Below are 15,680 nucleotides of genomic sequence, written 5' to 3' on the forward strand. Positions count from 1 at the left end.
GATCACTGCCGCCGTTACGCTCTGATACATATTTCGAGTTATTTCAGGGTTGCGCAAGTTGTAAGTTGAATAGGATGATCTATCACACCGAACCGCTCTGGAGAGTCTTGTGACCCAATGCGCCGTGTGCTCCTCGAAAGCAGTGCCTTTTCGCACGATCGATAAGGTCGATTATTTCGAATGTGAAACCTGCGGCTCGTTGTTCGCCGATCCGGCTTTTCTGTCCGATCTGGAAAGCGGCCGCGTATCGAACTATCAGCATTCGTATTGGGAATCGGAATTGCACGCGGCGCGTGAACGGTCGTACGGCTCGTCCCTGCAGCGAATAGCCGAAACGTTCCTGTATTGCCGAATTCCCATTCAACGCTTCGTCGATATCGGCTCAGGTCCCGGCTATCTGCTCGATGCCGCGTCGCAGGCGCTGCCCGACGCCGCAAACATGTTCTACGGCGTAGAACTGTTTCCACCGGACCAATCACTGCGGACCTCGCATCCGAACTACAAGGTGTGCTCGATCGGCGACGCTGGCGAACGCTTTGATGCGGGCGTGTGCGTGGAAGTGATCGAGCATCTCACGCCGTCGATGCTGAAAGGCCTCGCAAAGCAGCTGGCGCAGGTCTCGACGCCCGGTGCGCTTTACCTGATCAATTCCGGCCAGCCCGCTTTCGTGAAGAACGAAGACCCCAATTATCTCGATCCGATGGGCCGTGGACACGTCGTGTCGTATTCGATCGAAGGCGCGCGCAAGATTTTCGAGCCGCACGGATTCCATGTCATTCCGCTCCCCGGTCGTCATTGGGCTTTTCTGCTCGAGTTTCAGTCCGACGACTGGAAGCAGGCTCCGCAAGCCCTGCTGGAAAAGCGGCTATGGTCGCCGTTGCGCGAGAACGCCGCCGTTCTGCGCGACGGCAGCGCAGGCTCGCTGATGTATCACGCTGGCCGGGACGCAGCTCGCGTTTATCTGGAATATGCGACCGTCGTCGAACGCACGAACTGGGCGCTGGAGATGCAGGCTGAAATCGAGCGGCTGCGCGCGAATCCGTCCCACGTCCTGGCGCACGGCGAAGCCAATGTGCGCGGAGCGCATCCCGCGCATGCGGATTTCGAGGTTCAATCCGCGCATGCGGGTCTGCTAGGGCGCGCACGGCATTGGTTGCGCACACACACAGCCTGATCGCAACATCGCACGCCGGACGCTGACGGCATCCGGCGCACGCTGCCGTTTTCCCGTGCCGGTCGCCGTTGCCTCGATAATTTTCATTTCCTCGGCAAGCCGTTCCGGCCGTACTCCGTACGCGTCCACACGGCCCGCTCCTCAGTCGCGGCGCATATCCCTAAATACACCCCCCGTCAAGTCGACAATTTAAAATTGCCCAGCGGCGAGGAACTCGTGGAGCTTTACGGTGACGCAAGGTAAAATCGCGAGCCTTAAAAAGCCAATCAATCGGCCGGATTCGCGGTTTCAGCGCGAGGACGCGCGCCAAACTATTTCGTTCACGAGGGGAATGTGGGTCAAAAAATTGCTGTCATCGTGCCATGCTACAACGAGGCGAAAACCATCTCGAGCGTGGTCGAGGATTTCCGGCGCCATCTTCCGGAAGCCGAAATCTACGTTTTTGACAACAATTCCACCGACGGTACGTCGGAAGTTGCCCGCTCCGTGGGCGCACAAGTGAGGCGTGTCGCTCTACAAGGCAAAGGCAACGTGATTCGCCGGATGTTCGCCGACGTTGAAGCCGATGTCTATGTGATGGTGGACGGCGACGGCACGTACGACGCCAGCGCCGCGCCGACGCTGATCAAGGCGATGCTCGAGGATGGGCTCGACATGGTTGTCGGCAGCCGTGTGTCGGACGAGCTCACCGCGTACCGCTCGGGTCACCGCTTCGGGAACGTCATGCTGACGGGTTTCGCTGCAACGATCTTTGGGCGGACGTTCAAGGACATGCTGTCGGGCTATCGGATTTTCTCCCGTCGCTACGTAAAATCGTTTCCGGCGCACGCACATGGTTTCGAAACGGAGACGGAACTCGCCGTTCACGCGCTCGAACTGCGCATGCCCGTCGCTGAGATCGAAACGCGTTATGGCAGCCGTCCCGAGGGCTCGGAAAGCAAGCTGAACACGTACCGCGACGGCATCCGCATCCTGATGACGATTCTGCGTCTGTTCAAGCTGGAACGGCCGTTTGCGTTCTTTGGCATCTGTTTTGTCATCAGCATGCTGCTTGCTGTTGGACTGGCGATACCACTGCTGGGAACGTATCTAGAGACAGGGTTGGTGCCGCGTGTGCCGACCGCTCTGTTGTGTGTCGCATTGAGTGTCGTGGGGTTTCTGTTTCTGGTCTGCGGGTTGATTCTGGATACCGTAACAAAAGGTCGCCTAGAAGCGAAGCGGCTGGCTTATCTATTGATTCCCGGACCCCGACCACCATTGTGATGCAACGCTGTTGTGCAGGGCAGATTTAGACGGTAGCCAGAGAACCCATCAGTGTCTGGCCCTGCCAGTCACGGACGATTGAAGTCCTAGTGTGTCGGGTCGGGGGTTGCCTCCATAGAGTTCCGCCCCCCTGATTGCATCCGTACGCCACCCCATAGCTTAGGTTGCCAAACACCCCGAAGCGCTCAAAGTGTCGAGTCAGCCAGGCCTCGTGATAATCGAGTGAGTACAAAGCTATCCGATTGTATGACGCCGTTTTCACGCACAGTCCTGTCGGCCGATCCGCCGTTGCCGACCACTCTATACTTTCGGCCGCAATTTTCTGGCGCCTTCCCCCGGGTTGCCGATAGTCGTTTATCACGAATCGATACAACGCTCTCTCCACGCTCCGGGATCAGATCCTTGTTGCCATATAGCAGAACGCAGAACCATCGAATCTGAATTTTGAGAGAAGTGCTGCACCATTTTCACCTGACGTGATTGAACTGGCGCGTATGTTTCATACGGATCCAGGTTGTGCCATCAGGTCCTCACGTCGTGCGGACCGATTCCCAGAACGACTCGTAGCGGAACTCATCTTTTAGGCGTATCCGTGAGGTCGGACGATTCCATGGGCGACCGTAGTCGATTGTCGAACTGCGGCTGTGGTCTGTTCTTGCTGGGCCTTACACAGACTGCGTGCGTCGGGACACGCGCCACAATGCGCTGATTTTTACAAATCTCCGACTCTTTCAAGCCTGTATATAATGCGCGGGCCGAACATTTAATGAACAAGTCATCACATGAACGACCCACAGGGATCCCGCATCGACGACATTGAAGTCCTGCGCGCCTTCGCAGTGCTCTACACAATCATCGGACATGTTAAGTCGCTGTTTTTTTGGGGAAACGACACCCTTTACACCGTCGATCAGTACTTTGGCCTATGGACCGGAGTCGATCTGTTTTTCGCGATCTCTGGGTTTGTCATCGCCCGTGATTTACTTCACCGACTGGAAAATGCGGACGGTGACGAAAAGTTTTGGCGTTCCGTGTTCGCCTTCTGGATTCGTCGCGTCTATCGGATCTGGCCCACATCATGGCTTTGGGTCCTAGTTATCACGATCCTAGGCGTCGTGTTCCACAAGTCGCATATGTTTGGCCATCTTACAAGCAACTTGGCTGACTTCGTTACCGTGGTCATGCAGGTTGCAAACTTTCACTTCTGGCACTGTCAAGTAAACCATTTGGCAAACGAATGCGGAGGCGCTGCTCCATGGTGGAGCTTGTCGCTCGAAGAGCAATTTTATCTAGCGCTGCCGATTGCGTTCTTCGTACTTCGAAAGAACCTCAAGTATCTGATGATTGCTGCTGTAATCGTTCAGATATTCATACCTCGCACCGTCTGGTCGTTTGGTTGGGTAATTCGGACGGACGCCATTTGTCTTGGCGTTCTGATTGCAATATTCAGCGCAAGTCACATATATCGATTGCTTGAACCAACGTTTCTAAAGAAGCGGTGGATCTCGGCTGCGTTCTTGGCCTTGATGTTGTTCCTGCTAGCAGGTTTGCCTTCGAACTGGGATGGAAAAATTAATCCTGTGCCCTTTTCTACGGGAATGGTTGCTTTGGTGTCTGCAGCATTGGTTTTTACAGCGTCGTTCAATCAGAACTACTTCATCCGAAATAGGGTACTCAAGAGCATTTTCTTGTGGATCGGCACCCGTTCATTTGCCCTCTATTTGATCCATGGTCTCGCGATGTTCGTAACGATCGCGATCTGGCGGCATTTAGTACCACTCACTACTCAGTTTGGTGGCCAGTACACGCTGAGGTTTTTAGTAACTTATCTAGCGATTCTAATCTCTGCAACGGAACTGAACTTCCGCTTCATAGAAGCCCCTCTGCGTGCGCGGGGGCGTGTCGCTGCGAGGCGTATGCAGAATTCACACAGGACTTGTATTGACGAACCTCTCGCCCTATCCGCCGTACGGTCGATCAAGGAGGATGCATAAAGGATCGGAATTCGGTTACGAACGGAATCGACTGAATTTGCCTTTTCCCGTCTCCGACCAATCGCATTTCGGGCGAACTCACTCCGAAGTGAAAGTCATCATGACGCTCGGGCCTCACGACCTGGACAGTTCAGCGCCCGATGGAGGACAGCAGCCGTCGCGATGTCGATGGGGTGCAATGATGTTTCGACACGCTCGCTACATTAACGACTAAGTTTGAGGAAACGTCAGCATTACCGCGGCGCAAGAGGTCGTTAGTATCAGCGAGAATCGCAAACAATCTGGCACGTAAATCGCGGGAGTTCTCGCTCAGATTCACAGGCCGATGAACTCGTGCAGAGAATAAGGACGTCGAATGGTTGGCTAGGTCGACCTCGGCCGTTTGGCGTGTATGCGTTGCTCGGGTACCGTGTAGCTGATCCGAATCGAGATTCATCGTGGAGATCAGTCGATAACGGTTAGCTGGGCGACATCATAGGCAGCACAATGCGCCGCCTGGCTGCGTGAGTGGCTCGCGTGATCCGCATTGATGAAGCGTGGCTGGCGGTCGATCCGCTGGACATGCGCGCCGGCTTCGATACGGCACTGGCGCGTGTCGTCGAGGTGTTTGGTGCTGCGCACCCGCACCATGCGTACCTGTTCGCCAACCGGCGGGCCAACCGCCTGAAGGTGCTGGTCCACGACGGTATCGGCATCTGGCTGGCGTCGCGACGGCTGAATGAGGGGCAGTTCGTGTGGCCTTACTCTGGTAGCGAAAAGAAGCATCATGCGCTCACGCAGGAACAACTCGCAGGTCTCATGGTCGGCTTGCCGTGGCAGCGCATCGGCCCGAACGATGTGATCCGCGTCGTATGAGGTCATCAGGGACGTAAACTGTTGCGCTTCCACGGTGTCTGGGGTTCTGGCAGACTTGCCTGCATGAACCTGCCCGCCGATCCCAACGTCCTCAGCCCGGAACAGTTGCGCACGCTTGCAGAGCAGCTGATTGCCTAGGTCCAGCAGAGAGCACGGGAACTTCAGGACAAGACCCGGGAGGTCGACGAGAAGGAACGGGAACTGCGTTACCGGCAGACCCGTATCGACCAGTTGACTCATGAGATCTCGATCCTGAAGCGCCAGCAGTTCGGCCGGCGCAGCGAACAGTTGGGCAGCGAGCAGATGAACCTGCTGGATGAAGCGATCGACGCGGATCTGGTCGCCATCGAACTGGAACTCGAACAGCTTAAGCCGGACACTCCCACCGACCCGTCGCGCCAGCAGCCTAAACGCGCAGCGCTGCCAGCACGGCTGCCGCGCACAGAGATCCATCACGAACCCGATAGCAACGTGTGCCAGTGTGGCTGCGAGCGTGTACGGATAGGCGAGGACATCAGCGAGAAGCCGGATTACACGCCAGGCGTCTTCACGGTTGAGCGGCATATCCGTGGGAAGTGGGTGTGCAAGAACTGCGAAACGCTGATTCAGGCGCCGGTGCCCGCACACGTCATTGACAAGGGTATCCCCACCACGCGACTGCTGGCGTCGGTGCTGGTCAACAAATACGCGGATCACTTACCCCTGTATCGTCAGAAACAGATCTTTGCGCGCGCAGGTCTCGCGATACCGCGTTCGACACTAGGCGCCTGGGTCGGCATGTGCGGCGTGCAGCTGCAACCGCTGGTCGACGCGCTCCATTAGGAAATCCTGCAACAGGGTGTGCTGCACGCAGACGAGACGCCGGTGCAGATGCTCAGTCCTGGCTCGGGCAAGACGCACCGGGCCTACCTCTGGGCGTATACACCGGCGCAGTTCAGCACACTGCGCGGCGTGGTCTATGAGTTCGCCAACAGTCGTGCGGGCGAACACGCCCGCACTTTCCTTGCCGGCTGGCAGGGCAAGCTGGTTTGCGACGATTACAGCGGGTACAAGGCGGAATTTCAGCAAGGCATCACTGAAATTGGCTGCGCGGCGCACGCGAGGCGCAAGTTCTTCGATCTGCACGCCAATCACAGCAGCCGGATCGCCAACGCGCTGCCGCCATCATGAGCCTGATACGCTCGGCACAACTCAACGGGCACGACCCGCACGCCTATCTGAAGGTAGCTCCACCCGTCAAGACGGGTTTGCCGAGCTTACAGTTCACGGTCATCTGGGCCGGCTAACTTTTGCACGCAAGGAATGCAGTAGCAGCCGGATATTCGACCGCAAAAGTTTTCACGTTATCAAACCCCGCTTCCATCAGATAAGTCCATGCATCCGCGCCAAACTCACTCTGGACAACAAAGTCATATCCGGAAGTCGAGGGGTTGCCGTGGTAGCTCTTCTTCAACCCTTGCCGGTTTCGCGTCATGCGGCCCACGATGACAGGCACGGTCAAACACAGCGCGCCGCCGGGCTTCAATACCCGCCGGCATTCGCCCAATGCATGCACGGGATTCTCCACGTGCTCAAGCGTATCCGAATGCACAACGATATCGAACGTGGCGTCGGCATACGGTATCGCGTGCATATCGACCTCTGGATACGCCCCGAAAACATAGCCCGGAAATTTGCGCAACACGGGGCTAAGACTGCCCGCTTCGTTGATCTCCAGAATAGCAACGTTGCGTGTTTGCTTGAGCGTTGGCAAATCGTTCAGTAGCGAATCTGTACCCATTGCCGCGCGAAGCGCGTTGGCGAGCGCGATCGAGCGCAGATTGGAGCCGCAGGTGTTGCATGTCTCTCCCTGCTGGCGGTTCACATAGGCCGCCTCCGTGCTCGACAATTGCCAGTCATCGACAAGTTCGCCCCAAAGAACCGTTTTGGAACTAAAGCTCTCGCCGCCGCACACGCTGCATTTCATCGTAACCCCTTGTCGCGCCGCATTTGCGCCGCGTTTCAAACTTCGCAGTTCAATAATCCAACTATCTTTACAGCCAGTGAAGACTGGCCGCCACTTCGCTCAATTCACTGATCAACATATGGTCGTCGTGATTGAAAATTTGAGGCGCTTCACCCAAAAGAAATCGGTGCGCTACACCGGCCGCTCTGGCCGCCTGCATATCGGTGAGCGAATCACCGACCATCACAGATTCCGTCAGATCGACATCATGTTCCCGCGCTGCCCTAAGCAACATGCCCGGCTGAGGTTTCCTGCAGTCGCATGCGATCCTGTAGCCGCCCGTACCTGCATCCGGATGATGCGGACAGTAATAAACCTGCGTGATCGGCGCGCCCTCATCAGCAAACTGCTCCAGCATCCATTCCGTGAACCCGGCGAACGTCTCCTCGGTGTAATACCCGCGAGCGACCCCCGCCTGGTTCGTCACGACGAACACATCGAATCCTGCGCGGCGCGCGCGACGCACCAGCTCAAATATCCCCGGCAAGAAAACACAATCTTCCTTGCGATGCAGATAACCAATATCGACATTGATCACCCCATCGCGATCCAGGAACAGCGCACGCTTCTTCGCGCTCATCGTCACGCCACCATTTCCGGCACGAGCGTTTGCGCTAGCGCATAATCATCCGGCACACCGATATCGATTAGCTGGCTCACGGCCGGCACTGCACTCACGCGCAAATCAGCGAGATGGGCATGCAGGAAATCCTGCTCGAACGAGAACTTCTCGGGCAACGGATAGCGCTTCAGCGCCTCACGCTTGACGAGATACACGCCCGCATTGATGAAGCCGGCGCCCGTCTGCCCTTTCTCGCGAAAAGCCGTCACGCGACGCATCGACGTGGCATCGAAAACAACTGCGCCATACCGTGCGACGTCGTCGAGTTTGGCAACCGCCATCGTGAGATCGACATCGGACGCGGCCGCCGAGCGCAGGTCGGCAAACTCGACGATCGTCATCGTGTCGCCATTGAGCACGTATGCCTCGTCGCCGACGATTACATCGAACGCCTTCGCGATCGCACCGCCTGTACCGAGCGGCTCGTCTTCGACGACGTAGTGCACATTCAAAGTACCGAACTTTGCACCGAAGTACGCTTCGATCACTTCACGCTTGTAGCCCACGGACAGGTACACGTCACCGATTCCCTGCTGCTCAAGACGCCGCAGCACCCACCAGAGAAACGGCTTGCCCGCCACTTCCGCCATCGGTTTGGGCAGATCGGGCACGACCGAACGCAACCGCGTGCCGAGGCCGCCCGCCAGAACGATTGCCGGAATCATGTGCGCGGGAAAATGCTGGATTCGACGAGCGCACACACGATATGGCCGAGCAGGATGTGACCTTCCTGGATCTTCGGCGTCTCGCGCGAGGGCACTTCAATGCAAACGTCAGCCAGTTCAGCCATTGCGTTACCGCTCGCTCCCGTGAAGCCGGCCACGTAAAGGCCGTTCTTGCGCGCTTCGTGCATTGCGGCGAGCACGTTCGGTGACTTGCCCGAGGTCGAAATGCCCCAGAAGATGTCGCCCTTCCTGCCGACTGCCTGAACCTGGCGCGAGAACAGCTTCTCGTAGCCGTAGTCGTTGCCGATTGCCGTCATCACCGACGTATCCGTCGTCAAGGCGAATGCCGGCAGGCCCGGACGATCATAGTTAAAACGGCTAACGAATTCGCCCGCGATGTGCTGGGCGTCAGCCGCACTACCGCCGTTACCGGCGATCAGCACCTTGTTACCCGCGTTGAGTGCGTCAACGATCGTTTGCGCGAAGCCGGCAACCTTGTCGAGCAGTGCGTCGTCGGCGTGAATCGCGTTGAAGATTTCGATTGCCTTCGAGATTTCCGTGCGAATAGTGTCCTTCATTGCGTCCTCCAGGAATATGCACCGTGCTCGGTGAAATTGCAGGTAAATACCTGGCCATTGAATTTTTCCAACGCGCGAATCACGTTCGGGCGCTTCGTCGGATCGACGACGAACATCATGAACCCACCACCACCGGCGCCTGATACCTTGCCCGCCAGCGCGCCTGCCGCAATCGCGGCGTCATAGATCGCATCGATGCTCGAGTTGCTGATGCTCGTCGCCATCAATTTCTTCGATGCCCACGACAGTCGCATTGATTCGGCAAAGCTGGCGAAATCGCCCTTCAACACCGCTTCCTTCATGCGAGTGGCTTCCTGCTTCACACGGTGCAAGGCGTCGAGCGACGTGTTGTTGCCGCTCTTCACGCTATCCGTCTGTTGCTGGATGATCTTCGCGGACTCCCGCGACACACCCGTATAGAACAGGACCAGCGACGATTCGAGTTCGGCGCGAATCGATTGCTTGATACGCAACGGGTTCACGATCACGCGATCGCCATAGAACTCCATGAAATTGAAGCCGCCGAACGCCGCCGCGTACTGATCCTGCTTGCCGCCCGCAAAGGCGAGATCGACACGCTCGATGTCATACGCCAGATGCGCGATATCGTATTCGCCCAAGGGGATCTGCAGATATTCAGCGAACGCATGCACGAGCGCGACCACCATCGTCGACGAAGAACCCAACCCCGATCCCGGCGGCGCTTCAGAGTGCGTCGTCACCGTGACGGCGAGTGGACGGCCGTCGTTGTAGTCGCGGACGATCCGGTTATAAACGCCAACATGCAACTCGAGTCCCTTGACGAGTTCGAGCTTCGCGCTCGAAGCGCCCGACCACTGGATCGAATTGTCTGCAGCAACGAGTTCGATCGTATCGTCGTCGCGCGGCATGATGGTCGCGTAGGCAAATTTGTCGATCGTGGCGTTCAGAACGAGGCCACCGAAATCGTCGGAATACGGCGACACATCGGTGCCGCCGCCAGCGAGGCCCAATCGCAGCGGTGCGCGGGCGCGCACTGTTCCGGGTATGTAAGTGTTAGCCATGTGTTGATTCAACCTTTCTGTCCATGTCCTGTGCGAAGACTGCGCGGATCGCGTCGCTCGAGAAGTTGGCCGCGACATACTCGCGCCCCGCGTCAGACACCGCGAACCAGCGCTCGTCATTGTGCAACAGTTCGATCACGTAATCGGCCAGCACGGCGGGATCGTCGGAGATCGGCAGGAACGCGTCCAGGCCAGGCATGCCTTGCACGCCGACCTCGGTCGTCACAAGCGGCGTACCGAAGTTCATTGCTTCAACCACCTTGTTCTTCACGCCCGCGCCGAAGCGCAACGGTACGATCGCCACGCGCGCCAGATCGTACAGTTCCGCCAGACGTTCGTCGCTAACGTAACCAGTCACATTGACGGACGGACCAGCGAGCGCCTTCACTTCGTCGGTGGGATTGGATCCGACCAGCATCAGATGAACGTGGGGCACGGCCGCACGGATGCGCGGCAGGATGTCCCCCACCAGCCACTTCGCGGCATCCACATTCGGCGGATGGCCAAAGCCCGCCACGAAGATGATATGACTGCGCTCGACAAGGCTCTCTGCTGTATCGAGCTTGGGACGACGGCCGAAGAAGTAAGGCGGCAACGTGCGCGCGTTAACCTTGGGCGCCATCTGCAGCACTGTGTCGGTCTCCGCTTGCGACGGGTAATAGACCACATCCACAGCATTCCAGATGGCCATTTCTCGCGATTTTTCGGTCTCAGCCTGGCGCAGCAGTTTCTGATTGCCGGACACCTCGAATTCCTTTTGCAGGCGCGCAAAATGAAGATCGTGGCCGTAATAGAGCAGCTTGGCGTTAGGCCGGAATTTGCGCAACGGCTTGATAAACGATTCGCTGACATGCGGACGATTCAGCAGCACATAGTCGAGCCGGAGATCGGTGGTTTCCAGCCAGGCATCAAAGCCGTCCAGAAACTCCGGGCCGTAGAAAACTTCGACACCCATCTGTTGCAGCGGCCGTACGTAGGCCTCGTCATACCACAGGTTCTGCGGCCAGAACTTTACGTTCAGGCCCATTTCAAGCAACACGCGGATGAAGCAGACGACCGAGCGCGAACCGGCATCGCGATCCGGTTGCGGCACGTAGTGATCCACGATCAGAACGGTCTGCCGGTGTGCCGAGCGCTCCGATGCGGCCGCAACGTTCGTTCCGTTGTCGAAATGCTGCGATTCCAGCACGCTACGCCAGCGTTCGTGGAACTTCTTCTGGTTCTCGACCTGATACGCCTTCACGCCCGAAGCCGTGTCCGTACCGTTAGAGATGCCTTCGTAGTGAACGATGACGGACGCCGGCTGGTAATAGAGCTTCTTGCCCGCCTGACGCACCTTGAACGCAAGGTCTGAATCTTCGCAATACGCGGGCACGTACAGTTCGTCGAAGCCACCCAGCTTGTCGAAGAAATCGCGCTTGATCAGCAGCGACGCGCCCGACGCATAGTCGGTTTCGCGCACATAGTTGTAGCGGCTCTTCGACGCGTCATCGAGACGTCCGTAATTCCACGCGGACGCATCCTTCCACAGAATGCCGCCCGCCTCCTGCAGGCGCCCGTCCGGATAGACCAGCTTCGAGCCGACCATGCCGCAGTCCTCGCGCGATTCGAAGACCGCGAGCATCGTGTCGAGCCAGCCGGGCGTCACTTCCGTATCGTTGTTCAGGAAAAAGACGTACTCGCCGCGCGCATGCGTCGCCGCGTAGTTGCAGCACCGCACGAACCCCAGGTTCTTCGGATTCTCGATGAAGCGAACGCCCGGGATCTGCTTCATGCGCAGTATGTTCGCGTCGCCCGACACGTCTTCGGCGACGATCACTTCGATCGGCACGGCCGGCATATGCTCGGCGATCGAACGCACGCACGACAGCGTGTGCGGCAGGTTTCCGTACGTCGGAATGATCACCGATACGCGCGGGTTCGCGACTTCGGGCAAGCTCAAACCGGCGATGACTTCGTCGGCCTTCTCGATCGCGATGGGGCCGCGGCCAAGAATCTGCGGCAAGGGCTGGCCCTTGCGCTTCCATGTTTCGTAATAGACGACGCCTTCGAACAGCGGGCCAGCAACGCGGAACACCATTTCAGCGAGGCGCGCCTTGACACGTGGGCTGAACGGCAGCGTGCGATATGCCGTGTAACCCCAGCGCTTGGCGTATGGGCGCAGTTTCTGCACATACGGCCCAATGTCGCCGCGCGCAACGCGTACGGCGCCGCGCAGCGGACGCGTAATTCGCCACGAGGTCGAATTGTGCATCGCCACCAATTCGGCCTGGAGTACGCCGATGGCCTCCTGGAGTTCGTCGAGTTCGTGGCGCATGCCTTCGAATCGGCGGTTCAGAATAGCGTGAACCTGGCCAGGCACGCGGTTGGTCATCGACTCCTTCAGGCCCTGCAATTCAGCGTCGAGAGAAAGCGCCCATTGCGTGCGCTCCTCGAATTCAGCCTGCAGCTTGCGGATGACGTCGTCGCGCGCTTCGATTTCGACGGTTTGCCGCGTCGCCCATGCAATGACCTCTTCCTGGCGCGCATAGAGATCGCTGCCTTGTTCGAAGAACACCGACGAATGCAGTTGTGGCAGCGCGCCGCCTTCCTTGAAACACACGGCCAGAAAGTACATCACCCCATCGAGATGGGGCGTGCGCCCGTCAACGACATCGCCGTCGAGCGTCAGCGCAGAATAGTTCGCATCGAAGCCTTCCGTCGGCAGGATGATCGAACTCGTCGCCATCCGTTGCCCGTAATACTTGACGGCAGCGAAATGGCGCTTGACGAGCGCATCCAGTTCGTCGAAGTACAGTTCCTTGACGTGAAATTCGTTGTGGAAATTGCGGTCGTCCGAATAGACCTTCTTGTTCGGCGACGACAGAATCAGGAATCCACCCGGCTTCAGAACGCGGTGAATCTCCGACAACATTTCCTCGTGCAGCGTCAGATGCTCCAGCGTCTCGAACGACACTACAGCGTCGAATGTCGCGTGCGGCAGCGGAATTTCCGCGGCGCTGCCCTGCCGGAAAGACAGATTCGCAACGTGCCCGTAGCGGTCCGTCGCGTGTTCGACGGCTTCGTCGGAGATATCGACGCCCGTTACCGATTCAGCGTACTTCGACAGGATGTTCGAGCCGTACCCTTCGCCGCACGCGATATCGAGTACCTTCAGGCCCTTCAGCGCCTGCGCGGCCCATCCATAGCGGTGCCAATGTTCGTAGCGGATGTCGCCGGCTTCCGTCGGTATATAGCGTTCACCAGTGAATTCCATCAGACGATTGACCTCTCTTTCTCTACGCTGATCTTGAGCATTGGGATACCGATCAGCCCATGACTAAATGGACTTTCAATGGCCCGGAATTGCAGAGCGTCATGTACCCATTGTTGCTGCGTATGATCTTGTTGCGTTCCTGACGCGACCGCCGCGTCGAACGAATAAGCCCCAATCGGCAAATAAGGCATACGGAACTGAAACGAAGCGTGAATCTGATCGCTCGCTTCGCCTTCGATAGCATTCTCGTGGCTAAGGTGCGTGTTCGCCCCGAACAGTCTCTGACCCAGTCTGTCCTTCAGATAGAAGCCAACAATGAGGCCCGATAACGTGGCGTGAATGTCCACCGCGATATCCAAGGTGACGAGTTCGCCGCCTTCGACCATCTGCAGAGCCTGCCCGTCTTGATCAATCATCGCGACGTTCGAAATAGTGGCTCCGCCTGCACCAAACGAACCGGAATGAGCATCCGCGTCGAACTCGAACAGCTTGATCGAATTACTGCCCTTTAGCTGTTCGGCCCGCTGGTCGATCACATCAAGTTGGGCCATCTTCGCCCGCGCACGTTCCGCCTTGGCTGCCGTCACCGTCACACCCTGCGCTTTCCGATCCAGCACATGCTGCTCGGCCAGATAAGCCTCGACGACTTCCTTTGCTGGCCCATCCAGCCGCACGGAGCCGCGATCAAGCCAGACCGCGCGCGAGCACAGGCTCGTCACCGCGCCGACATCATGACTGACGAACAGCAGCGTCCCGTTCTTCTGGAACTCCCGCAAAAATCGCATGCACTTCTGCGTAAAGCGTACGTCACCGACAGACAGCGCCTCGTCGACGACCAGCACATCGGCATCAACGTGCGCGGCAATCGCAAACGCGAGACGCACATACATCCCGCTCGAATACGTCTTGACAGGTTGCGACACGAAATCGCCGATCTCGGCGAACTCAATAATCGACTTGTAACGCTCTTTTAATTGCGCTTCCGTCAGCCCGTAGAGCATCCCGCTCAGGAATACATTCTCTTCGCCCGTAAATTCGGGGTTGAAGCCCGCGCCCAGTTCGAGTAGCGCGGCAATACGCCCACGCCGCAGAACTTCACCCTGCGTCGGTGACAACGTTCCACACACCAGTTGCAGAAACGTCGACTTCCCCGATCCGTTCTGACCGATGATCGCCACCGTCTCGCCGACGCCAACCTTCAGATTGACGTCGCGTAGCGCCCAGAACTCGCGAAAATACTCTTTCGACTCACGACCGACGAGCCGCGAAAGGCGCGGTAAGACCATCTGCTTCAGACGGTCTTGCGGCGCCGCATAAATTTCGTAACGCTTGCCGAGGCCGTGTACCTCGACAGCCGTTTGCTTGACGCTGTCAGAGCACATCAGCGAACCCCTTACGCGTTTTCTGGAACCACAGCAGCCCCAGCGAGGCGATCACGTAGGCAACGACAGAATAGATCAGCAATCCGACCCAATTGACTTGACCGCCCCAGATCGCGACAGTACGGAACTGATCGATAACGAAAGTCAGCGGATTGAGCATGATCACGGCTTGCAGCTTCGGCGGTACCGAACTCAGCGGATAGAAAACAGGTGCCATGAACATCAATAGCGATGAAACGATGCCCATCACCTGCCCCAGGTCGCGCATGAACACACCGAACGACGCCAGGAACCACACGAGACCCGCAATCAGCACGACGAACGGCAGCAATATGACGGGCACGAACACGACCGTCCATGGGATATGTCCCTGCCACACGAAGATTGCGACAAGCAGAATGAGGAATGCCACGAGCATGTGAAACAGTGCCGTTCCAATCGCGATCCACGGCAGCGTTTCGAGCGGGAAAACGACCTTCTTCACATAGTTCGGATTACCGACAACGAGCATTGGCGCGCGTGTAAGGCATTCGGAAATGAGGTTGTGCGACAGCACGCCAACGAACATCACGACCGCGAACTCGATATGCGAGGTCGATTCCGCACGCCAGCGCGACTTGAACACGAAGCCGAACACGAACGTATAGATGCTCAACATCAACAGTGGCGTGATGAACGACCAGAACAGTCCGAGGAATGAGCCCTTGTAGCGGCCCGCTACCTCGCGCTTGACGAACTGCACGATCAGCGGCCAGTTGTTGGTGAGCGAATAAACGACTGCGAGCGGATGCGCCAGCCGTTTCGTTGTTCCCAGTGGGGTGTCCATATTCGAATGTGACGCCG

12 protein-coding genes and 1 pseudogene are annotated in these 15,680 nt (G+C 57.8%); 5 read left to right on the forward strand and 8 right to left on the reverse strand.

Going from position 1 to position 15,680, the window contains the following annotated elements; all coding sequences use genetic code 11:
• The first annotated feature begins 142 nt into the window (after positions 1–142).
• From KFO72_RS18965 to tnpC, 5 genes and pseudogenes are all read left to right on the forward strand, one after another.
• The gene (locus tag KFO72_RS18965; protein WP_036003213.1) at positions 143–1,174 is read left to right on the forward strand and encodes a methyltransferase domain-containing protein; all 1,032 of its coding nucleotides are present in this window, start codon (positions 143–145) and stop codon (positions 1,172–1,174) included.
• 333 nt (positions 1,175–1,507) lie between these two features.
• Complete coding sequence (locus tag KFO72_RS18970; RefSeq protein WP_225032758.1) at positions 1,508–2,437, forward strand: glycosyltransferase; 930 nt, start codon at positions 1,508–1,510, stop codon at positions 2,435–2,437.
• A 782-nt stretch (positions 2,438–3,219) separates the two neighbouring features.
• Positions 3,220–4,431, forward strand: coding sequence for an acyltransferase family protein (locus tag KFO72_RS18975; protein ID WP_051454171.1), 1,212 nt, complete (start codon positions 3,220–3,222; stop codon positions 4,429–4,431).
• Positions 4,432–4,992: 561 nt separating this feature from the next.
• Positions 4,993–5,286, forward strand: coding sequence for an IS66 family insertion sequence element accessory protein TnpB (tnpB, locus tag KFO72_RS18980; protein WP_098016042.1), 294 nt, complete (start codon positions 4,993–4,995; stop codon positions 5,284–5,286).
• Between the two features lie 69 nt (positions 5,287–5,355).
• Positions 5,356–6,435, forward strand: a pseudogene (gene tnpC, locus KFO72_RS18985) (IS66 family transposase); the annotation flags it as partial.
• 133 nt (positions 6,436–6,568) lie between these two features.
• On the opposite strand, the gene KFO72_RS18990 reads toward tnpC, so the two are convergent.
• From KFO72_RS18990 to KFO72_RS19025, 8 genes are all read right to left on the reverse strand, one after another.
• Positions 6,569–7,252, reverse strand: coding sequence for a class I SAM-dependent methyltransferase (locus KFO72_RS18990; protein ID WP_225032759.1), 684 nt, complete (start codon positions 7,250–7,252; stop codon positions 6,569–6,571).
• Positions 7,253–7,319: 67 nt separating this feature from the next.
• On the reverse strand, positions 7,320–7,871 hold the full coding sequence (gene gmhB, locus KFO72_RS18995; RefSeq protein WP_225032760.1) for a D-glycero-beta-D-manno-heptose 1,7-bisphosphate 7-phosphatase: 552 nt from the start codon (positions 7,869–7,871) through the stop codon (positions 7,320–7,322).
• 2 nt (positions 7,872–7,873) lie between these two features.
• Entirely contained in the window at positions 7,874–8,578 is a 705-nt protein-coding gene (locus KFO72_RS19000; protein WP_225032761.1) for a nucleotidyltransferase family protein, read from the reverse strand.
• Positions 8,575–9,156 (reverse strand): SIS domain-containing protein, encoded by a 582-nt coding sequence (locus KFO72_RS19005; RefSeq protein WP_036003201.1) that lies wholly within the window; start codon positions 9,154–9,156, stop codon positions 8,575–8,577. The genes KFO72_RS19000 and KFO72_RS19005 overlap by 4 nt, the downstream gene beginning before the upstream one ends.
• The gene (locus tag KFO72_RS19010) at positions 9,153–10,199 is read right to left on the reverse strand and encodes a dehydrogenase (RefSeq protein ID WP_036003198.1); all 1,047 of its coding nucleotides are present in this window, start codon (positions 10,197–10,199) and stop codon (positions 9,153–9,155) included. The genes KFO72_RS19005 and KFO72_RS19010 overlap by 4 nt, the downstream gene beginning before the upstream one ends.
• Complete coding sequence (locus KFO72_RS19015) at positions 10,192–13,455, reverse strand: methyltransferase domain-containing protein (RefSeq protein ID WP_082624852.1); 3,264 nt, start codon at positions 13,453–13,455, stop codon at positions 10,192–10,194. The genes KFO72_RS19010 and KFO72_RS19015 overlap by 8 nt, the downstream gene beginning before the upstream one ends.
• The gene (locus KFO72_RS19020) at positions 13,455–14,837 is read right to left on the reverse strand and encodes an ABC transporter ATP-binding protein (RefSeq protein WP_225032762.1); all 1,383 of its coding nucleotides are present in this window, start codon (positions 14,835–14,837) and stop codon (positions 13,455–13,457) included. Before KFO72_RS19020 ends, KFO72_RS19015 begins: the two co-directional genes overlap by 1 nt.
• Positions 14,827–15,663, reverse strand: coding sequence for an ABC transporter permease (locus KFO72_RS19025; RefSeq protein WP_051454170.1), 837 nt, complete (start codon positions 15,661–15,663; stop codon positions 14,827–14,829). The genes KFO72_RS19020 and KFO72_RS19025 overlap by 11 nt, the downstream gene beginning before the upstream one ends.
• Between the last annotated feature and the right edge of the window lie 17 nt (positions 15,664–15,680).

This window comes from Paraburkholderia sp. XV (assembly GCF_020177535.1).
Classification (GTDB): Bacteria; Pseudomonadota; Gammaproteobacteria; order Burkholderiales; family Burkholderiaceae; genus Paraburkholderia; species Paraburkholderia caribensis.

Excerpts from the sequence above, each read along its gene's own strand:
- KFO72_RS19020 (WP_225032762.1), bottom strand. The coding sequence starts at position 14,837 with ATGTGCTCTGACAGCGTCAAGCAAACGGCTGTCGAGGTACACGGCCTC.
- KFO72_RS19000 (WP_225032761.1), bottom strand. The coding sequence starts at position 8,578 with ATGATTCCGGCAATCGTTCTGGCGGGCGGCCTCGGCACGCGGTTGCGT.
- gmhB (WP_225032760.1), bottom strand. The coding sequence starts at position 7,871 with ATGAGCGCGAAGAAGCGTGCGCTGTTCCTGGATCGCGATGGGGTGATC.
- KFO72_RS18990 (WP_225032759.1), bottom strand. The coding sequence starts at position 7,252 with ATGAAATGCAGCGTGTGCGGCGGCGAGAGCTTTAGTTCCAAAACGGTT.
- KFO72_RS19010 (WP_036003198.1), bottom strand. The coding sequence starts at position 10,199 with ATGGCTAACACTTACATACCCGGAACAGTGCGCGCCCGCGCACCGCTG.
- KFO72_RS19005 (WP_036003201.1), bottom strand. The coding sequence starts at position 9,156 with ATGAAGGACACTATTCGCACGGAAATCTCGAAGGCAATCGAAATCTTC.
- tnpB (WP_098016042.1), top strand. The coding sequence starts at position 4,993 with ATGCGCGCCGGCTTCGATACGGCACTGGCGCGTGTCGTCGAGGTGTTT.
- KFO72_RS18975 (WP_051454171.1), top strand. The coding sequence starts at position 3,220 with ATGAACGACCCACAGGGATCCCGCATCGACGACATTGAAGTCCTGCGC.
- KFO72_RS19025 (WP_051454170.1), bottom strand. The coding sequence starts at position 15,663 with ATGGACACCCCACTGGGAACAACGAAACGGCTGGCGCATCCGCTCGCA.
- KFO72_RS19015 (WP_082624852.1), bottom strand. The coding sequence starts at position 13,455 with ATGGAATTCACTGGTGAACGCTATATACCGACGGAAGCCGGCGACATC.